The organism is Saccharopolyspora sp. MMCC62 (genome assembly GCF_057736575.1).
The window spans coordinates 451399-470911 of sequence record NZ_JBYKCM010000002.1 but is presented as its reverse complement, the minus strand read 5'-3'; the positions used below and the strand labels follow the sequence as shown (position 1 = coordinate 470911).

The window sequence follows — 19513 nt, the reverse complement described above, 5'->3', positions numbered from 1 at the left end:
GAAGTCACCCCTGCCTCCTTGGACGCGGCCCGTGATCGCGGCCATCCTGCCACGAGCCGGGGCCGAGATCGGTTTGCCCGACGATCTACCCGGGAACCCGGCGAGTGCACGGACATGCGCACCACGCACTCGACAGCGGAATTCGGTGATACCCGTGGAAACCGGCTACACCCTCGCATTCCTGGTCATCGGCACCGCGCTGGTCTTCGTCGACGGGTGGCTGCTGCGCCGCAGCGGCACCACCTACCTGGCCGCGGCCTACCCGGACGGCAAGGTCGCCGACTCGGCGAACCAGCTGATCACCGTCCTGTTCCACTTGACGACGCTCGGCGTGCTGGCGCTGCTGTCCACCGTCCGGATGGGCGGCGGCGACCCGTTGCACGCCCTGCTCACCCGGGTCGGCGTGCTGCTGCTGGTGCTCGCGGTCGCGCACGGCATCACGATCTGGCTGCTCGCCCGGCTGCGCACCAAGCAGCGGGAGAAGTCGCTGCAGGAGGAGATCAGCGCCCGCACCAGCGGCCACCTCGACGCGGAACCCCGCACCGGCACCGGCTGATCCGACCGCGGACCCCGCTCCGGGCGGAGGCTCGACTACGACCCCGGTAGGACGGGAACGCGCCGCGAGTATGACGATCCGGCGATGCTCCGCGCCTACGCTGGGCCGATGCGGAACTGGAGCGCGTGGGCGCGGGCGCATCCGACGGCCGTGGACGGGTGGACCGCGGCACTGCTGTTCGTCGCCTTCCTGATCTCCGAACCCGACGCGTACGGCCTGGGGTGGCGCGAACTGCCGCCGTACCTCGAACTGCTCGCCTGCGCGCCGGTCGCGTTGCGCCGCCGAGCACCACTGCTCGCCGCGACCGGAGTCTTCGCCGGGGCGGTCGGGACGCACGTGGTCCTGGCGCTGCGGCCGTTGGTCAACCCGGGGCAGGTAGCGGTGTTCCTGGTGCTGTACGGGCTGATCGTGGCCGGGCGTCGGTGGGCCGGGGCCGTGCTGGCCGTGGCGTTCAACCTGGTCGTGCTGACCGGACTGGTGGCCGTCGGCCCGCTCCCGTCCGGGTGGCCGGAGCTCGCGGTGGTCAGCGCGACGCTGTTCCACCTGCTGCTCACCGCATTGCTCTGGGCGCTCGGCGAATTCATCGCCGCCCGCCGCGCGCACCTGCGGGAGGTCGAGGACCGGCTGCGGCGCGCGGAATTCGAGCGGGACCGGCGCGCCCGCCTCGCCGTCGCCGAGGAGCGCAACCGCATCGCCCGCGAGATCCACGACGTGCTCGCGCACTCGCTCAGCGTGATGATCGCGCAGGCCGACGGGGCGAGCTACGCGCTGCGCACCGATCCCGAACTCGCCGAGCGGGCGGCCCGCACGATCGGCGACACGGGCCGGACGGCGCTGGCCGAGCTGCGCGGTCTGCTGGAGGTGCTGCGCGACCCGGCCGAGGGCGGGGCCTGGCCCCCGCCGCCCGGATCGGTGAGCCTGCGCGAACTGGTCGACCGGGTGCGGTGCCCGGACCTGCCGGTGCGGCTCGAACTCACCGGGGATGTCGAGGGCCTGCCGACGGGGCTCGGCCTCGCCGTGTACCGGATCGCGCAGGAGGCGCTGACGAACGTGCTCAAGCACGGCGGCGGAGCGGCGGTCGTGCGGGTGGACAACGACGGCCGCGCCGTCGGGCTGGAGATCAGCGACGACGGGTCGCCGTCGGCCGCCGTGCTCGCCGGAACCGGCTCGGGCGAGGGGAACGGGTTGGCCGGGATGCGCGAGCGGGCCGCGCTGTACGGCGGGGCGCTGATCGCGGGACCCCGGCCGGAGGGCGGCTGGCGGGTGCACGCGGTGCTGCCGCTGGTGAGCTCCGACGCGGCTGCGCCGAACTGATCGGCGGTCCCGGCGCGAACGCCGCGCCCCTGTCCCACCGGGTCGACCGGTCGACATGTCGCCGGGGATTCGGCCACTTGTCGACAAATCCCCAGTTCGCCGGTCGGGTGCCGTGCGTCGCCGGGATGAGCTGACGTCCTACCCCGGTGGGACGTGCGGCGGTGCCGGGTTCAACGCTCAGGCGGACGCGCGCGCAGCGGTCCGCGCCGGAGTCTGGGCCGGTCCTAGCCCCGAACCGGGAAGTGGTCATGCCGCCCGCACTCGACGAGCGTTCCCGCCTCGTTCCACCGCCCGCACCGGGTACCGCCGCCGCACCATCCGCGTTGCCCGCGCTCGCCACCCGGCCGCTGCTGCTGATCGCCGCCGCCGTGATCGGGGTGCTGCTGCTCACCAGCGGCCGTTACGGGATCTACGCCGACGAGCTGTACTTCCTCGCCGCCGGGCACCACCTGGACTGGGGGTACGTCGACCAGCCTCCGCTGGTGCCGCTGCTCGCGCTGCTCGCCGACACCGCGTTCCCCGGTTCGCTGCTCGCGCTGCGGCTGCTGCCCGCGCTCGCGGCGGGAACCGGGGTCGTGCTGACAGCCCTGCTCGCGCGGGAGTTCGGCGGTGATCGCCGGGCGCAGCTGCTGGCGGGCGGGGCCTGGGCAGTCGCCGGGCAGACGTCGGCGGGCGGGCACATGCTCGCGACCGTCTCCTTCGACCCGTTGCTGTGGACCGCGGTGCTGTGGCCGCTGGTCCGCTGGGTGCGGCTGCGCGAGCAGGGCGTGCGGCAGGACCGGCTGCTGCTCGCGGCCTGTGCCTGCACGGCCCTGGCGATGCAGGTCAAGCTGCTGATCCCGGTGCTGTGGCTGGTGCTGGGGCTCGTGCTGCTGTGCGCCGGGCCGCGGTCGTTGCTGCGCCGCCCGCTGCTGTGGGCCGGTGCGGCGGGCGCGCTGCTCACCGCGGCGCCGACGTTGTGGTGGCAGGCCACCCACGGCTGGCCGCAGCTGAGCATGGGCGAGGCCGTCGCCGCGGAGAGCTCCTTCGGCGTGCTCCTGCTGCCCGCCGTGGTGCTGTGCGCGGGAATTCCCGGCGGAGTGCTGGTGTGCTTCGGCTGCTGGCGGTTGCTGCGCGCGCCGGAGCTGCGGCCGTACCGCTTCCTCGGCTGGACGGTCCTCGGGGTGGTCGTGCTGGTGGCGCTGACGGAATCGCGGCCGTACTACTCGGCCGGCGTGTACGGGCTGCTGTTCGCGGTCGGTGCCGTCCAGCTCCGGGCGCGGTGGTTCTCCGTGCGGCTGTACGCGGTCTCCGCGCTGGTCGCCGCCGTGGCGACGTTGCCGGTGCTGCCGGTCGCGCTGATCCCGCGGTTCGACCTGGTGGGCACCGGCAGCGTGGGCTGGCCGGAGCTCACCGCGATCGTCGAGCGCAACGCCCAGGAACACGCGGCACCGGTGATCGCCGAGGACTACTGGGTGGCGAGCGCGGTGCACCACTACGGCCGTACCGAGGTGTACAGCGCGAGCCGCGGGTACTGGGCGTTCGGCAGGCCCGCCGAGCGCGTCCGGAGCGCGATCTACGTGGGCGGGCGGCGGGACTTCCTCCTCCGCCACTTCGGTTCCGTGCGGCGGGCGGACACGGTGCGCACCGGCCTGCCGTCGCTGTACGAGGGCACTCCCGTGTGGGTCGTGGCGGAACCCCGGCGGCCGTGGGAGCTGCTCTGGCGCGACCTGTGGCACATCGGGCTCCGGCACGACGGGACGCCGTCCGGCGCGCCGCCCGCGGTCACCGCGGGCGGGTAGGGCCGGCGAGGGTTGTCACGGAGATCATCCGGAACCGGTCCCCCGGACCGCCCGGGCGCTTAGGGTCGGTGGCCATGATCCGGGTGCTGCTCGTCGACGACCAGGAACTGATGCGCATGGGGTTCCGCATGGTGCTCGACGCGCACCCGGACATCGAGGTCGTGGGCGATGCCGGCGACGGTGCGGAGGCCGTGCGGCTCGCCCGGCGGCTGGACCCGGACGTGGTGCTGATGGACGTGCGGATGCCGGTGCTGGACGGCATCGAGGCGACCCGGCTGATCACCGCCGACTGCAACGCGAAGGTCCTGGTGCTCACCACGTTCGACCTGGACGAGTACTCCCTGGCCGCCCTCCGCGGTGGAGCGAGCGGATTCCTGCTCAAGGACATCCAGCCGAGCGGCCTGGTAGCGGCGGTGCGGTCCGTCGCGGTCGGCGACGCGGTCGTCGCGCCCAGCGTCACCCGGCGGCTGCTGGAGCGGTTCCTGGACACCTCCACCCCCGGCGTCCGGGACCGCGCCGCGCTCGACGTGCTGACCGAGCGGGAGCGAGAAGTGCTGGCGCTGGTGGGCAAGGGGCTCAACAACCAGGAACTGGCCGCGACCCTGCACGTCTCCGAAGCCACCGTGAAGACCCACGTCGGCCGGGTGCTGGCGAAGCTCGGCGTCCGGGACCGGGTGCAGGCGGTGATCGTCGCCTACGAGACCGGCCTGGTCCGCCTCGGCGAACGCTGAGGCCCCTCCTCGCGCCGCGGGGCCCCGCATCGAGGGACGGCACATCCGTCCCGTCCCGGCGCCCCGGGACGACCCGTCCCGCTCCCGCCGGAGATCCGGTGGCCCCGCCGCGCGAGATCGAGGTGCGCGGCCGTCCGCCGGGTCGGCCCGTCCGCGCTGGTGGACGGCTAGCCTGGTCGGCGTGCCCGATCCCGCATGGAAGCCCAGGCTCGTCGCGCTCGACGTGGACGGAACGCTGCTCGACCCCGACTCGCAGACCATCTCGCCGGCCGTGCGGGACGCGGTCCGCCGCGTCGCGGCCGCCGGCGCGCACGTCGTGATCGCGACCGGGCGCAGCATGCTCGGCACGCTGCCGGTGCTGCGCGAACTCGGCCTCGACAGCGGGGTGGCGCTGTGCTCGAACGGCGCGGTCACCCTCGACGCCGCCACCGGCGATGCGCTGGCCGTGGAGACCTTCGACCCGGCGCCGGTGCTTGCGCGCCTCGCCCCGCTGCTGCCCGGCGCCTCCTACGCGGTGGAGCAGGTCGGCACCGGCAGCCTCGTCACCAGCCCGTTCCGCGAGTACCAGCTGCACGGGCCGCAGCGGCTCGCGTCCCTCGACGAACTGGTCTCGGCCCCCGTGCCGCGGCTCATCGCGAACTGGGAGGACCACCCGCCGCAGGAGGTGTTCGACGCGCTCGCCGACACCGAGCTCCCCGGCTGCACCACCACCATCGACCACTACGAACCGTGGGTGACGGTGGTGCCCGCCGGGGTCACCAAGGGCGCCGCGCTGGAGAAGCTGCGCACCGAGCTCGGAGTGTCCGCAGAGGACACCTTCGCGGCCGGGGACGGCACCAACGACGTGCAGATGCTGCGCTGGGCCGCGCACGGCGTCGCCATGGGCCAGGCTCCCGAGCAGGTCCGCGCCGCCGCCACCGAGACCACCGGGCCCGTCACCGAGGACGGCGTGGTCGCCGCTCTCGCCCGCTGGTTCCCCTGATCTCGTCGCCCCGCTCCCGTCGTGGGGCCGTGGCGGAAACCTCGGCGGTGCCCGCGCCGCCGCTTCCTCGGCGCGGCCGCGACGTCCGTCCGCACCCCGGCGACCTCGCCGTCCTCGCGCGGGAACCGCTGCGCATCCGCGGCGGCGCGGTCGGCTGCTCAGCCGCTCCGCCGCCGCTGCGGAACGGACGGGCGCGAGCCGGCCGAACGGTCCGCGGGTAGTACGCAAGAACTACGCGGGGACCCGTCCGAACAGGCCGAACGGCTCACCCGTCGTGGCCGGACGACCGAGGTGCCCGACCCACCGCGCCGGGCAGAGTTCACCTCGGCGCCCGGACCACCGCCGAGGCGCGCCCCGCACTCGGAGGTCACCATGATCGAGGCTGAAGGCCTCACCAAGCGATACGGGTCGAAGGTCGCCGTCAACGACCTGTCGTTCACCGCGAAGCCCGGCACCGTCACCGGATTCCTCGGGCCGAACGGCGCGGGCAAGTCCACCACGATGCGCATGATCCTCGGCCTGGACCGCCCGACCGCGGGCAGCGTGCGGGTCGACGGCAAGCTGTACGGCGAGCTGCGCGAACCGCTGCGCACCGTCGGCGCGCTCATCGACGCCAAGTGGGTGCACCCGAACCGCTCGGCGCACGCCCACCTGCGCTGGCTCGCGAAGTCCAACCGCATCCCGGTGTCCCGCGTCGACGAGGTCCTCGACATGGTCGGCCTCGGCGAGGTCGCCGGGAAGCGCGCCGGCGGGTTCTCCCTCGGGATGTCGCAGCGGCTCGGCATCGCCGCCGCCCTGCTCGGCGACCCGAAGATCCTGCTGTTCGACGAACCCGTCAACGGGCTCGACCCCGAAGGCATCCACTGGATCCGCCGCTTCATGCGCAAGCTCGCCGACGAGGGCCGCACGGTGTTCGTCTCCAGCCACCTGCTCACCGAGATGTCGCTGACCGCCGAACAGCTCGTCGTCGTCGGCAAGGGCGAGCTGATCGCCCAGTGCAGCACCGACGAGTTCGTGGCGGGCGCGGGTCTCACCTCGCTGACCGTCCGCTCCCCGCAGGCGGCCCGGCTGCGCGAACTGCTCGCCGAGGCGGGCATCGTCGTCAAGCCCGCCGACCCCACCGCGCCCGACACGATCGTCGTGACCGGCGCCGAGAGCGACCGGGTCGGCGAGATCGCCGCCGCGCACGGCGTCGTGCTGCACGAGCTGTCCCCGCAGCGCGGTTCGCTGGAAGAAGCGTTCATGCAGCTCACCGGGGACGCCGTGGAATACCAGACCGATTTCGGCGGCGCGCTCGCCACCGCCGGGAAGGACGTCCGATGACCCTGCTCGCCGTGGAACGCATCAAGCTGTTCTCCACCCGGTCGCCGTGGTGGTGCGCGGCGCTCGCCGTCGGGTTGCCGGTCGCCTTCGCCGGTGCCATGGCCGTCTCCGCCGACGAGGGCCTCTCCGTCGGCGGGGCCATGTCCGGCCACCAGTTCGGGCTGATGGTCGTGCTCGTGATGGCCGTGCTGGCGATCACCACCGAATACCGCTTCGGCACCATCCGCGCCACGTTCCAGGCCGCGCCCAACCGGGCCTCGGTGCTGCTGTCGAAGGCCGCGGTCGTCGGCATCACCGGGTTCGTGCTGGGCGAGCTGGCCGGCTTCGGTTCCTGGGGGCTCGCTCGACTGCTCGCTCCCGGGCCCGAGCTGGCGCTGGACAGCGCTGACCGGATCCGCGAGGTCGCGGGCGCCGGACCGCTGTTCGCGGTGACCGCCGTGCTCGCGCTCGGCATCGGGACGCTGCTGCGGCAGACCGCGGGCGCGGTGACGCTGCTGATCGTGTGGGTGCTGCTCGGGGAGTCGCTCATCGCGCTCGTCCCCAACATCGGCCCCGATCTGGTGCAGTGGATGCCGTTCAACGTCGGCGGCCGCTTCCTGACGACCTACCCGGACCCGAGCGCGGTGCCGCTCGGACCGTGGGCCTCGCTGGCGTACTTCGCGGCGTTCGCGGTCGTCTCGCTCGCTGCGGCGATCGTCGTGACCCGGCGCAGGGACGCCTGAGCGGCCGGTGCGGCCTGCGCCACGGCGTTACCCGGCCCGCCCGAGAGGCTGATCACCCCGGAAGATAAGATCTCGGCAAGATCGAGCCGTGATCGCAGTTCCGATCGGAATCCGCTTCGGCCGCACCATCGGCCGTACGCCGGAACAGCGGAATTCGCACCACGGTGGATCAGGGACCAAGGTGCCGGGCCCGGCTCGACACCTCCGGGGCGGTCGAGCGCTCGCGAGGCGCGAAGACCGTGCGGCACAACAGAATCGACCGACTGCAGCAGCGCTCGGGGGCGCCGGCGGTCGGGACGGGGGAGGGCCCGGGCTGTCATTCGGGGGATGGCCCGGGCCCTGTGCTTTTCCCAGTGGATCTTGGTTCTTCTTCCGGCTCGGCGGATCCGCCTCACACGGCCGGACGCACCACGAGGACCGGGCAGGCCGCGTGGCGGACGCATTGTTCGGCGACCGAGCCCAGCAGCAGGCCCGCGAATCCGCCGCGACCGCGATGGCCCACCACCAGCAGGTCCGCGCCGCGGGACGCCGACAGCAGCGCCTGCGGTGACGGGGAGTGCACGATGTGCCGCTGCACCGGGATCCGAGGCGCCGGACCCAGCCGGTCGCGCACGATCCGCTCCGCCGATTCGTCCACCGACCGCTGGTAGGCGTCCATGCTCGGCACCGCTCCCGGCGGGCAGTCCGCGGGCCGCGGCGCCGTGCGCATGCTCCACGCCCGCACCACGTGCAGCACCCCCGACCGCAGCTCCGCCTCGTGCGCGGCCACGTCCAGGGCGCGCAACGAGGACGGCGACCCGTCGAGCCCGACGGCGACCCCGCCGTCGACCTCCACCCGCTGCACGGTGCGTTCCACGGCTCCACTCCACCGCCTCCCGGCCCCGCTGTCGACTCGACCACTCGAACGAGTCCGATATGCGATGGTTCACAACCGGTGTCGGAAACTTCACATGATCGTCGGCCTGTGGTAATGCATAAGGCAGGACGCGTGCCTCCACATCAACGTCGCTGAGGTGCATGCGCCACGCCGGCCGCCACAGCGGTCCGCGTGCTTCTTCCAACAGCAGATTGGTGGGCATGGTGCATTCGACCGAGTGCTCGCCGGAGCGGCGCGATCCGCCGCGTCCCCGGCGAAACCAGACCGACGTGCTCCTCGAACCGGTTCCCCGGCTGGAGTGGTCACTGGCCACCGAGGCGCACCCCACGGCCGCCGAAGCCGCCGCACCCGCCTCGCTGCGCGGGAGCTGGATCCACACCGCCGCCGAGCAGAAGGTGCTCGACCTCTACCGCAAGCTGCACGGCCCGGTGAGCAGGCTGCCCTCCCCGTGGTGGCTGCGGGCGCTGGACCGCGGCGAGCTGTCCTCGCGGAACGAGGGCTTCGCGTTCGAGGACGACGTGCACCGCCTGCTCGTCAGCCGCGGCGGCTGGGTGTTCGTGCCCTGGGCGGGCAACGGCGAGACCGGGTACTGGGAGTACGCGCCCTCCGAACGCGGCACCAGGCAGGCGCCGACGACCGTCGCGCTCACCGACGACCACCCCGGCTGGGTCCAGGTCGTCGCCGCCTACACCGACGGGCCACCGCCGCCGCTGCCGCTCAGCGGCACCGCCGGGTTGCTCGCCGCGCTGCCGGTCGTCGAATCCTGGTAGCGGCCCTGCCCGGGGGGTTTGCGATACTCACCTCTCGATGAGCACTTCCGACCAGCAGGTCCAGCACCGGCGCACGATCGTCAGCTATGTCCAGCGCGGCGAGCGGATGACCGTCGGCCAGCAGCGCGCGTGGGACCGGCACTGGCCTTCGATGGGCGACTCGGTGGACGCGCTGCCGCCCGGACCGCTGGACGCGGCGGCCTGGTTCGGTCGCGAGGCCCCGCTGGTGCTGGAGATCGGTTCCGGCATGGGCGAGAGCACCGCGCAGCTGGCCGCCGCCGCGCCCGAGGTCGACCACCTCGCGGTGGAGGTCTACAAGCCGGGTCTGGCGCAGCTGCTGCTGCGCGCCGAACACCTGGAGCTGTCGAACCTGCGGCTGCTGCGCGGCGACGCGGTGGTGCTGCTGCGCGAGCACGTGCGGCCGGGCTCGCTGGCCGGGGTGCGGATCTTCTTCCCGGACCCGTGGCCGAAGAAGCGGCACCACAAGCGGCGGCTGGTGCAGCCGGAGACGATCGCGCTGATCGCCTCCCGGCTGGCCCCCGGCGGGTACGTGCACCTGGCGACCGACTGGGAGAACTACGCCGAGCAGATGCTCGAGGTGTGCTCGGCGGAACCGGAGCTGCGCAACCGGTGCGCCGACGAGCCCGGCGGGTGGGCGCCGCGGCCCGAGTGGCGGCCGGTCACCAAGTTCGAGAGCCGCGCCCACGACGAGGGCCGCGAGATCCGCGACCTCCTCTTCGACCGGGTCTGACCGGTCGGCGGGGCGGTCGTCAGGCCGGGTCGTTCGCCTTCGGGGTGAGCAGGGCGCGGCCGCGGTGTTCGACGACGTCGGGCAGCAGCGAGCTCACGGCCATCAGCAGCAGCACCGCCCCCGCGGCGATGGTGCCGAGCGCGGTGGCGGTGACGGTCAGCATGGCGGTACCTCCGAGTCGGCGAGTACCCCCAGCATCACCGCCCGCGGGGAGGGCCGGGATCGGCCGAAGGGTCGGCCCGCCTCCTACTTCCGGTCGGCACGCCGCGACTGGTCAGGCCGCGACCGCGAGCTCCGGCGTGCGCGCGCCGAGCCGCAGCACCTGCTCGGCCCTGGCGAGCAGCGCGGGCTCCGCGGTCGCCAGCACCACCGCGATGCCGTGCGCGCGGGCCGCATCCAGCAGTTCCGCCGTGGTGGACGCGGTCAGCTCCGGGGAATCCGCGAAGATCACGTTCGGCCGGTGGGCCATCGCCCGCGCCACGGTCAGCCGCTCGATCTGAGCCGCGGAGAGCTGCCCGGGGAAGCGGTCCCGCACCCGCTCCAGGCCGAACTCGCGCAGCACCCCGTCCGCGCGGTGCACCGCGATCTCCCGCTCGGCCCCGGCCAGCATCTGCGGCAGCGCGCAGTTCTCCGCGGTGGTCAGCTCCGGGACCAGCATCCCGTCCGCGAACACGAACCCGAAGCGGCGCTGCCGCACCTCCCGCAGCTCGTGGTCGGCGAGCGCGTCGAGGCGCACCCCGTCGAACAGCACCGTCCCCGCGTCCGGGCGGCGCAATCCCGCGAGCACCTGCAGCAGCCACGTCTTCGGCTCCCGAGAAGGGCCGTCGAGCGCGGCGACCGTGCCGCCCGCCAGTGCGAAGTCCACGCCGAACAGCTGCGGGAACGTGGTCAGGCCCCGCGCCTCCAGCAACGCCGTCGAGGTGTGTTCCGGTGCAGCCGCCACCGCGATCTCCTTCCGCCCGCCGGTGCGCGACCGGCCGCCACTGCGCTTCCGGGGAACACGTTCTCGTGCGGCGGTGGTGCGGCGCGTCGGTCGGCCGGACACCGTTCGATGTCCGATCGGGCGATGTTTCGGACCATTCGGCCGGGCCGTCGCGCGCGGACCGGGGATTAGGGTCGCGTCGTGAGTTCCAGCCCGACGCCCGAGATGTCGGCGCAGCGACTCGGTCGTCTCGTGCGGGCGCCGTGGTTCCTCGCCGCGCTGATGACCTTGCTGTGCTGCGCGGATGTCGTGCTGCTCGTGAAACACGGGGGGACCGGCCCGGTCGCCGCTCCCGGTGCCGCGCTGCTCGCGCTGCTGGCGGTGCGGGGGCGCCGCCACCCGGTGGTGTGCTCGGCCGCCGCGGCGGCCGTGCTGCTGCTGTCCAGCGCGATGATCCGGATCGCCGGGGCCGATCCGTACTCGGTGGGGCTGGGCACGATCCTGCCCACCGAGAACGCGGCCGGAATGCTGCTGGTGCTGTTCGCGCACCGGAGGTTGTCGCCGTTGAAGGCGGCGCCGGTGACGGCGGGCCTCGTGCTGGCCTGCCTCGGATCGATGTACCTGCGCGGGGACGCACCGGATTCGCAGGGGCAGATCATGGCCCTCGGCGTGCTCCAGCTGCTGCTGGCGGTGGGCACCGGGACGTACCTGCGCGGCTGGCAGCTCAGCGCCGCCTCGACGCCGCTGCGGGAGCTGTTCCGCCGCCAGTGGCCGATGATCGCCGGGCTGTCCGTGCTGCTGTTCGTGGACGCCGGGTCCACGTTCGACGGGTCGGCGTCGGGCCTGGTGCTGCTGTTGGGCTCGCTGGTGCTCGCCGCGCTCGCGGTGATCGCACCGTTGCGGCCGGTGGAGGTCGCGCTGCTGGCCGCGACCGCAACGCTGTGCGCGGGGGTGGCGGCTCGGCTCATCGGACAGGAGTCGCCGTACAACGGGCTGCTGGAAGTGGTGCCGGTCTCGTCGGTCGCGGCCGGGATGCTGGTGCTGGCCTACCTGGTGCGGTATGCGAGCAGTCGGCGGGCACTGCTCGCCGGTGCGGCGTTGACCGGTGCGGCGCTGGTCGCGGCGATCCTCATCCCCGGTGGCCCGTTCGCCGGCAGCGGGGGCGGGGCGCTGCAGGCGCTGATGCTGGGCGGTCTGCTGCTGGCGCTCGCCGTCGGCTCCGGGCTGTACTTCCGGGCCAGGGACGGGGAGCGGAGCCGCACGGTGGAGACCGCGGTGGAGCAGGCGCAGCAGGCCGAGCGGCTCGCGCTGGCCCGGGAGCTGCACGACGTCGTCGCCCACCACGTCACCGGCATCGTGGTGCAGGCGCAGGCCGCGCAGCTGGTCGCCGCGCAGAAACCGGAGGCGGCGGTCGAGGCGATGGAGCGCATCGCGGGCAGCGGCACCGAAGCGCTGGTGGCGATGCGCAGGCTGGTGGCGAGCATGCGCGGCGCGGAACCCGCCGGCACCAGCGGCGCCACCGAGCAGGCCACCACGGACCTCGCCGCCGACCTCACCGCGCTCGCCGAGGGCGCGGGCCCGAAGGTGTCGCTGCGGCTCGAACTGGACCGGGAGGTCCCGCAGGAGGTCGCCCGTTCCGCGCTGCGCCTGGTGCAGGAATCGGTGACGAACGCGGGCAAGCACGCCCCGGACGCCACCGCGATCCGCGTGGTGGTGCGCTCTCCGCAGGAGCACCTGCACATCCGCGTCACCGACGACGGTTCCGGCAGGCGCGCCGCACCGGCCGGCGGCTCCGGAGGATACGGTCTCGTCGGCATGCGCGAGCGGATCGAGCTGCTCGGCGGCCGCTTCAGCGCAGGACCGGTGCCGGACGCCGGTTGGCGGGTCGAGGCATGGCTCCCGCTGGCCGAGCGCGAGGCCGGGTGAGCGCGCGGTGCACGACGAGGAGGGGAAACCGATGATCCGGGTGCTGATCGCGGACGACCAGGAGATGGTGCGGGCCGGCTTTCGGATGATCCTGGAGTCGCAGGACGGCATCGAGGTCGTCGCCGACGTCGCCAACGGGCTGGACGCGGTGAACAAGGCCCGGGAGCTGCGGCCGGACGTGTGCCTGATGGACATCCGGATGCCCGGGCTGGACGGCCTGGAGGCCACCAAGCAGCTCGCGGGCCCGGACGTCACCGACCCGATCAAGGTGGTCGTGGTGACCACCTTCGACCTGGACGAGTACGTGGCTTCGGCGCTGGCGAACGGCGCGAGCGGCTTCCTGCTCAAGGACGCGGGCCCGGCGCTGCTGATCGAGGCGATCAACGCCGCCTCGCGCGGGGACGCCCTGGTGTCGCCGCAGATCACGGTGCGGCTCCTGAAGCACTTCGCGAAGCCGCCGGAGCGGCCGCGGCGCGGCGTGCAACCGCTGCGCGAGGAGCTGACCGAGCGGGAGCTGGACGTGGTGCGGGCGACCGCGCGCGGCCTGACGAACGTGGAGATCGGCGGCGAGCTGTTCATGTCGCTGTCCACGGTGAAGACGCACCTGGCGGCGGCGCAGACGAAGATCGGCGCCCGGAACCGGGTGGAGACGGCGTCCTGGGCGTGGCGAACCGGCCTGATGGACGACTGACCTCCCGCCACACCGTCCATCCACAGTGGACGGTTCGGTGGAGTGCCACCGCCGTTCCGGACGGCGCACCGCTGCGGCAGAATGCGCCCATGCCGACCGCCCTGCGCCTGCACGCCCCGATCGCCGTTCCCTGCGATGCCGACTGCTCGGTGATCCGCGACGCCGTCGTGGACGTCGACGAGCACGGCCGCATCGGCTACTGCGGCCCGCGCGAGGGCGCCCCGCCGCGCGCGCAGGACACCGTGGTGCGCGAGTGCGGCGGAATCCTGCTGCCCGGCCTCATCAACGCGCACGCGCACAGCCCGATGACGTTGCTGCGCGGCATGGGCGGCGACCTGCCGCTGCTGCGCTGGCTGCGCGAGGTGATCTGGCCCGCGGAGGCGCGGCTGCGGCCCGCGGACATCCGCGCGGGCATGGAGCTCGGCTCGGTGGAGATGCTCCGCGCCGGGGTCACCACCAGCGCCGAGATGTACTTCTCCGGGGAGTCCGTGGCCGAAGCGGTGCTGGCCGTCGGGTCCCGGGTGGTGCTCGGCCCGGCCGTGATCTCCGCGCCCGGGCTGGAGGGCATGGGTTCCTGGCGGGGCATGATCGACGACATCGACCGCTGGATCGACGCGGACGGCCTGCGGTTCGGGCCCGCCGACCGGATCGAGCTCGGCTACGGCGCGCACTCCGCCTACACGCTGCCGCCGGAAGCGCTGCGCGCCATCGGTGAATCCGCGCAGCAGCGCGGTGCGCTGGTGCAGACGCACGTCGCCGAAGCCGCCGACGAGGACCGGGAGCAGCGGGAGCGCTACGGCTCGGTGCCCGCGCTGCTGGATTCGCTGGGGGTGCTGGACGGCCGGGTGCTGGCCGCGCACTGCGTGCACCTGTCCGATGCGGACATCAAGCTGTTCGCCGACCGCGGGACCGGCATCGCGCACTGCCCCGGCTCGAACGCGAAGCTCGCCTCCGGCACCGCGCGGCTGGTCGACCTGCTCGCCGCGGGCATCCCGGTCGGCCTGGGCACCGACGGCCCGTCCAGCAACGACGACCTGGACCTGTGGGAGGAGGTGCAGCTCTCGGTGATGCTGGCCCGACTGTCCACGGGGGACGCGATGGCGTTGACCGCACCGGGCGCACTGCTCGCCGCGACCAGGGGCGGGGCGGCCGCGCTGCACCGCGACGACCTCGGCGCGCTGGAACCGGGGCGCTGGGCGGACGTCGTGCACCTGGACGTGGACGATCCGGCGTTCGCGACCGGCATCGACACCCCCGACGAGCAGTTGCTGTCGAACCTGGTGTGGGCGGCCGGTTCCCGCTGCGTGCGCGACGTCTGGGTGGCGGGCGAAGAGGTGCTGCGCGACCGGGAGCCGACGCGCGTGGACCGGCGGGCCGTGCAGGCCACCGCCCGCACCGCCGCGCAACGCGTGCGCGGCTGAACAGCCGAACCGCGGTGCGGTGCCGCGTCCGGCGGGTTCCCGGGAACCTTCCGCGCCACCGGACCGACTCCTCCAACAGCAGTCCCGCGCCGGTGGTCCCGCCGCCGCGCGTCCTGAGCACGAGGTGAGGAGCCCGGCATGACCAAGCACATCGGCATCCTGCTGTTCCCGGACGTGGAAGAGCTCGACGCGCTCGGGCCGTGGGAAGTGCTGTCGTTCTGGACGCGGACGTACCCCGGGGACGGCTACGCCGTCAGCACGTTCTCCCGCGACGGCGGCGAGATCGCCTGCGCGAAGGGCCTGACCGTCCGATCAGGACACTCGTTCGCGGACGTGCCGGAGCTGGACGTGCTGCTGCACCCCGGCGGCCAGGGCACCCGCCCGATGCTGCGCGACGCGGCGCACCTCGCGTGGGTGCGCGAGCAGCGCGCCGCGGTGCCGCTGCTGACCAGCGTGTGCACCGGTTCGCTGGTGTTCGCCGCGGCGGGCCTGCTGGCGGGGCGCCCGGCGACGACGCACTGGCGCTCGCTGGACCTGCTGGCCGAGCTGGAGCCGACCGCCGAGGTGCGCCCGGACGACCGCTTCGTCGACGACGGCGACCTGATCACCTCGGCGGGGATCTCGGCGGGCATCGACATGGCGCTGCACCTGGTGTCCCGGCTCGCCGGGGTGGAGCGAGCCCGCGAGGTGCGCCGCGGCATCCAGTACGACCCGCAGCCGCCGATCTGATCGGAGCTGCGCGCGGGGCGGCCGGCGTCGGCGATGATGGCGGCATGATCGACACGACGCGCACCCTGGCCCTGATCGGCTCGGCCGCGGGCGGGGTGGAGCACATCCGCGCCGAGCTGGTCGAACCCGCGCTGTCCCGCGGCTGGCGGGTCGCGGTGACGCTCACCCCGACCGCGGGCGCGTGGCTCGCGGCTTCCGGGGAACTGGACCGGATCGCGGAGCTCACCGGCCTGCCGTGCCGGGTGGCGTCCCGGATGCCGTCCGAACCGAGCCCGCACCCGCCGATCGACTGCTTCCTGGTGTGCCCGGCGACGGCGAACACGGTCAGCAAGCTCGCGCTCGGCCTCGGCGACAGCCAGGCGCTGACCACCGCGGTCGAGGCGGTCGGCGCGGGCACGGCGCCGGTCGTCGTGTTCCCCACGGTGAACGCCGCGCACCACCGCCATCCGGCGTGGAAGTGGCACACCTCGGCGCTGCAGGACGCGGGCGTGCACCTGCTCACCGGCGAGCGGTGGTGGGCGGCGCACGAACCGCGCAGCGGACTCGGCCAGCAGGTCCCGTGGCAGCGCGTCCTCGACGAACTCGACCGCCTCGTCCCGCCCCGGTCCTGACGCGGTGGCGGCCGTTCCCGATCCGCTGATCGGGGGAGCGCGCGACGAAGGCCCAGCTCCGATGTGGACATCGGTGAACCGGGCCTTCGTGGCGGAGATCGGATGCCGGGTATCGAACCCGCGCAGCCGGGTGCCGAACGGGAACCTGGGCACGGCGCGCGCCGTTGCCGTTCGTCCCGCCCGGGGCGCTGCCGGACTAGGTCTGCGCGGGTTCCGGCAGCTCTGCCCAGAACTTCGTCAGAGCCGCGGCGACCGGCGCCGGCGTCTCCTCGGGCCACCAGTGGCCCACGCCCTCGAGGTGCGCCGGCCGCGCGCCCGCTCGCCGCGCCGCCCACTCGTGCTGCACCAGCGTCCCGCTGGCCCGCTCGAAGTCGTCGACGGCGAGGAGAGCGAGCCCCGGGCGTGCTGCGGCGCTCGGCAGCAGCCGTCCTGCTTCGGACATCGCGGGCTGTCGTGCCGACCGCAGCAGCTTGAGGACGGAGCCACCCATCTCGGGGTCCATGCCCGCCGCGACCCGCTCCGCCATGCGGCCGGTCATGCCGAGGGCCGACGCCACCGCGAGGCGCTGTTCCAGGTCACCTCCCCACAACTCCTGCACCGAGGCTTCCCCCGGCCCCTCCTGCTGCCACACCTGCGCCCGCGGGTGCCAGTCGTAGTCGGGCGCGAACACGCCGAGCGCGTCGGAGGCCCAGCTGCGGATCAGATCCGGACGGCTCATCGCCAGCGCGGCGACGTGGATGCCGCCCCAGTCGTGGCCCACCAGGTCCACCGGAGCGCGGAACAGCTCCAGCTGGGACGCCAGCCAGTCCCGGTAGGCCGGCATCGACGGCTCGAAGCCGCGGGGCCTGGGCACGCCGAACCCGGGCGGGGACAGGGTCACGGCGTCGGGCCGATCGAGCTTGCAGCGTCCGATGGGGAGCAGCTTGGCGTCTCCTCGGCTGTCAGCAGCAGGGCGTCCATATCATCAGGCCCGCGTGCTCCGCATCGCCCTGAGGCCCCAGAACGGCACGGTAGAACGGCAGGTCGACTCGGTTGCGCATGGCCCCGCTCCACGCCAGGTCCCTCAGTGAAGTGGTCCAACTCGTACCGCAGCTCTTCCAACCGAGCATAGATTCCGCTCGGGCCGGTGCCTCAGTCGCCGATCGGGGGACCCGGCCACGATCGAGGTCAGCCGGTACAACCCCGCAGTCTGGACGGGCTGCCCGTCGGTAAGGAAACGGCGGGAGCGATGACAACGTCTTCACCGCCGCCGAGCCACAGCCGGTCGTGGATCGCGCAGGCGCCGCAGCGGTGGAGACCTCCAGTTGGTCAACGCGTGGCGCGGATCCGGTCTCCTCAGCTTCTGCGCCGGATGGACCTCCCGGTGACAGCGGGTGAAGCGGTTGGAGGCGAGGTGTCGTACCTGCACAGACCGGCGGACGAAGACACCTCGTCCCCTGCTCTGCCGCGACACGCGCTTCGGAGCGAAGCTCCGAGATTTGAATACGTATCCAAGGGTGGGGTTGCGGTATGTATCGTCGACGATCGCGATCCCCTAAAATAGACTCCCCTTTGTTTTGGGATTTTCGCTGGGTAGCAAGTATCGCTTGAACTGCACTGCATCGAGCAATTGATCTGAGTATGTATTCAATAGTAGTAGCGTCCCATCGATTCGCTCGTAAGCAGTCTCCGGATCGAACTCGAACTCGACAAGTTCGCCGTGTGCGACTTGATTCTTGCCGTGAACAAGCTTCTCGTCGATGAACTGGATTCGAGTATCGTAGATCCCTAAATAACTTAAACCCAGCCGATCAATCAGCTCACGAAAGACTGTCGACGATAGATTGCTTTCCGTCTCGACTATCTTATTTGGGTTAACTGAGAAGACCTCGGACCTCTTAGTGTCCATATCGGCAAGTCTCTCTCCGAGGAAGCTCAGCTTTCGACTGGCGCCCACCTGGCGCATATGGGATGAACAACACGCTGCCTGCAGGCCGTAATGGAGCAGCCTTGTCTGCAATCCCTGTGAATTAATAAATTCTATGTATGCCTTGCTGGAATCCTTAACGAATCCCTCCCAGTGTGAATAAGAAATAACAGCGGCTGCGCGAATTTGCCATCCGAGGTTGCCGGATCCTTGCCCGGTGCCGTCGATGGAAAACTTGATTCGGGCAAGCTCCTGCTTTCTCTTTGATATACTTCGCTGTAGTTTGTCTGCGAATGCATCGCTATCCATCTAGTTACAGCTCCGGAGAGAAGAGCTGGCGACCTGTAGGGATAGTCTGGCGCATCCGCGTATCAGCTCGCATTCCCGTGGCGAAACCCGCCTGGTAAGCAGGATTCGACCACAGGGACAATCGACGTTCGTTAACTACTTCCGACGTAATTCGAGGATCGGCGTCGTAAAATCCAACGCCTAGAGCGAGTGCCTCGAAAGCCGTGAGCGAGAATGGGCCGCTCGCTCGTTCGTTGCTCACGCTCCATTTCTTCAGGATCGCCCCACCTTTGGCCTTGCCCAAAACAGAGAACGTACGGAGGAAGATGTCGCGTTCGCGCTCAAGATCAGCAGTGCTTTTCTGCGAGAATGGCAAGACAAAATTCGTCAGGTACTCACCAATATTTCCGATTTTCGGGAGCTCTTCTTCGGGAAGTTGGCGAAGGCAGACAAATCTGAGCGCAAGCTCGTGATGATAGCTCTCGTCTACGAGTCGATCCGGAAGCTCAATCGCCTCGAGGAAGGTCGTCTCATTGGCCAAAATGCTAAGCCATTCATAATGCGCCTTACTCAAGCTGACAAGCAGACAGTTCCGCAACTCCTGCTGGGTGGCGAGGCTGCCGTAAGAATTGAGGCGCTGAAATAGGTCGTACTTCGCGCGCGGGTCACTCTCTCGCTTGATAATCTTCACATCGACCCGAGCGCGCTTGAAGTCAAGACGCTGCGCACTATCCAGCGTCGTTGTTGCAACCTCTCGCGGCTCGTAGCTCATTCCATTCATGGCTTTAAGGAAGGGCGCTTCCTTGCAGACAAGCGGAGATATCAATTCTCCTGACTCGTTGCGAAGTATTCCCATGAATTGGAAAATCGTGGAGAGTCGCTGAACGCCATCGACAACATCCCAAATGCCTTGCTCATTCTGGGCCACGAAGATGCTCGGCAATGGGATCCCGAGGAGGATGCTTTCGATCAACCTTGTCTTTTGGGCATCTGTCCATCTGAAAATTCGCTGAAACTCGGGGTGAATGTCAAGTTCGTTATCCCTATAGAGATTGCTCAGCTCGCCAATGGACATCGGGTACGCATCCGTTGCAAGCTGTCGCCGATATTTTTGAAGTTCCGCTTCTAGCGACATGGGTCACACGGTACCGTGTCCCAGGCCCTGTTTCTGTAGGGGCGCTCGCCGCGTCCCACGAACCCCTGATGAGCGGT

At 71.5% G+C, this 19513-nt stretch carries 20 protein-coding genes; 14 read left to right on the top strand and 6 right to left on the bottom strand.

Annotated elements, in window-relative coordinates:
- Positions 1–145: 145 nt before the first annotated feature.
- The 7 genes from AC29IT_RS06410 to AC29IT_RS06380 all read left to right on the top strand — a co-directional run bounded on the left by AC29IT_RS06410 (position 146) and on the right by AC29IT_RS06380 (position 7409).
- On the top strand, positions 146–556 hold the full coding sequence (locus AC29IT_RS06410) for a hypothetical protein (protein WP_358437340.1): 411 nt from the start codon (positions 146–148) through the stop codon (positions 554–556).
- A 108-nt stretch (positions 557–664) separates the two neighbouring features.
- Positions 665–1870 carry a sensor histidine kinase gene (locus AC29IT_RS06405; RefSeq protein WP_488218127.1) on the top strand — a complete coding sequence of 402 codons (1206 nt, stop codon included), beginning with the start codon at positions 665–667 and terminating at the stop codon, positions 1868–1870.
- Between the two features lie 248 nt (positions 1871–2118).
- A complete protein-coding gene (locus tag AC29IT_RS06400; RefSeq protein ID WP_488218126.1) occupies positions 2119–3651 on the top strand; it encodes a glycosyltransferase family 39 protein in 1533 nt (510 codons plus the stop codon).
- Positions 3652–3725: 74 nt separating this feature from the next.
- On the top strand, positions 3726–4382 hold the full coding sequence (locus AC29IT_RS06395) for a response regulator (RefSeq protein ID WP_488218125.1): 657 nt from the start codon (positions 3726–3728) through the stop codon (positions 4380–4382).
- A 181-nt stretch (positions 4383–4563) separates the two neighbouring features.
- Positions 4564–5364 carry an HAD family hydrolase gene (locus tag AC29IT_RS06390; protein ID WP_488218124.1) on the top strand — a complete coding sequence of 267 codons (801 nt, stop codon included), beginning with the start codon at positions 4564–4566 and terminating at the stop codon, positions 5362–5364.
- Positions 5365–5736: 372 nt separating this feature from the next.
- A complete protein-coding gene (locus tag AC29IT_RS06385; RefSeq protein ID WP_488218123.1) occupies positions 5737–6687 on the top strand; it encodes an ABC transporter ATP-binding protein in 951 nt (316 codons plus the stop codon).
- Positions 6684–7409 (top strand): hypothetical protein, encoded by a 726-nt coding sequence (locus AC29IT_RS06380; protein WP_488218122.1) that lies wholly within the window; start codon positions 6684–6686, stop codon positions 7407–7409. Before AC29IT_RS06385 ends, AC29IT_RS06380 begins: the two co-directional genes overlap by 4 nt.
- A 391-nt stretch (positions 7410–7800) precedes the next feature.
- Here AC29IT_RS06380 and AC29IT_RS06375 read toward each other — a convergent pair whose 3' ends face one another.
- Complete coding sequence (locus AC29IT_RS06375; protein WP_358437358.1) at positions 7801–8265, bottom strand: universal stress protein; 465 nt, start codon at positions 8263–8265, stop codon at positions 7801–7803.
- Positions 8266–8486: 221 nt separating this feature from the next.
- Here AC29IT_RS06375 and AC29IT_RS06370 point away from each other — a divergent pair, with 221 nt between their 5' ends.
- Both AC29IT_RS06370 and trmB read left to right on the top strand, forming a co-directional pair.
- Complete coding sequence (locus AC29IT_RS06370) at positions 8487–9056, top strand: hypothetical protein (protein WP_358437360.1); 570 nt, start codon at positions 8487–8489, stop codon at positions 9054–9056.
- 37 nt (positions 9057–9093) lie between these two features.
- A complete protein-coding gene (gene trmB / locus AC29IT_RS06365) occupies positions 9094–9807 on the top strand; it encodes a tRNA (guanosine(46)-N7)-methyltransferase TrmB (RefSeq protein WP_358437363.1) in 714 nt (237 codons plus the stop codon).
- 19 nt (positions 9808–9826) lie between these two features.
- Here the strand turns inward: trmB and AC29IT_RS06360 are convergent, their stop codons facing one another.
- The gene (locus AC29IT_RS06360; protein ID WP_358437365.1) at positions 9827–9970 is read right to left on the bottom strand and encodes a hypothetical protein; all 144 of its coding nucleotides are present in this window, start codon (positions 9968–9970) and stop codon (positions 9827–9829) included.
- Between the two features lie 111 nt (positions 9971–10081).
- Entirely contained in the window at positions 10082–10750 is a 669-nt protein-coding gene (locus AC29IT_RS06355; RefSeq protein ID WP_488218121.1) for an ABC transporter ATP-binding protein, read from the bottom strand.
- A gap of 180 nt (positions 10751–10930) precedes the next feature.
- Between AC29IT_RS06355 and AC29IT_RS06350 the strand changes: the two genes are divergently transcribed.
- The 5 genes from AC29IT_RS06350 to AC29IT_RS06330 all read left to right on the top strand — a co-directional run bounded on the left by AC29IT_RS06350 (position 10931) and on the right by AC29IT_RS06330 (position 16107).
- Complete coding sequence (locus AC29IT_RS06350) at positions 10931–12655, top strand: sensor histidine kinase (RefSeq protein WP_488218120.1); 1725 nt, start codon at positions 10931–10933, stop codon at positions 12653–12655.
- Between the two features lie 31 nt (positions 12656–12686).
- Positions 12687–13346 (top strand): response regulator transcription factor, encoded by a 660-nt coding sequence (locus AC29IT_RS06345; protein ID WP_358437374.1) that lies wholly within the window; start codon positions 12687–12689, stop codon positions 13344–13346.
- A gap of 89 nt (positions 13347–13435) precedes the next feature.
- Positions 13436–14767, top strand: a complete 1332-nt coding sequence (locus AC29IT_RS06340; protein ID WP_488218119.1) for an amidohydrolase family protein — start codon at positions 13436–13438, stop codon at positions 14765–14767.
- A 138-nt stretch (positions 14768–14905) separates the two neighbouring features.
- The gene (locus tag AC29IT_RS06335) at positions 14906–15496 is read left to right on the top strand and encodes a DJ-1/PfpI family protein (protein WP_488218118.1); all 591 of its coding nucleotides are present in this window, start codon (positions 14906–14908) and stop codon (positions 15494–15496) included.
- Positions 15497–15540: 44 nt separating this feature from the next.
- Positions 15541–16107, top strand: coding sequence for a flavoprotein (locus AC29IT_RS06330; protein ID WP_488218117.1), 567 nt, complete (start codon positions 15541–15543; stop codon positions 16105–16107).
- Positions 16108–16303: 196 nt separating this feature from the next.
- Here the strand turns inward: AC29IT_RS06330 and AC29IT_RS06325 are convergent, their stop codons facing one another.
- From AC29IT_RS06325 to AC29IT_RS06315, 3 genes are all read right to left on the bottom strand, one after another.
- A complete protein-coding gene (locus tag AC29IT_RS06325) occupies positions 16304–17020 on the bottom strand; it encodes an alpha/beta fold hydrolase (RefSeq protein ID WP_488218255.1) in 717 nt (238 codons plus the stop codon).
- Between the two features lie 621 nt (positions 17021–17641).
- Positions 17642–18322, bottom strand: coding sequence for an MAE_28990/MAE_18760 family HEPN-like nuclease (locus tag AC29IT_RS06320; protein ID WP_488218116.1), 681 nt, complete (start codon positions 18320–18322; stop codon positions 17642–17644).
- Between the two features lie 4 nt (positions 18323–18326).
- Positions 18327–19436 carry a DUF262 domain-containing protein gene (locus AC29IT_RS06315; RefSeq protein ID WP_488218115.1) on the bottom strand — a complete coding sequence of 370 codons (1110 nt, stop codon included), beginning with the start codon at positions 19434–19436 and terminating at the stop codon, positions 18327–18329.
- Positions 19437–19513: the final 77 nt, after the last annotated feature.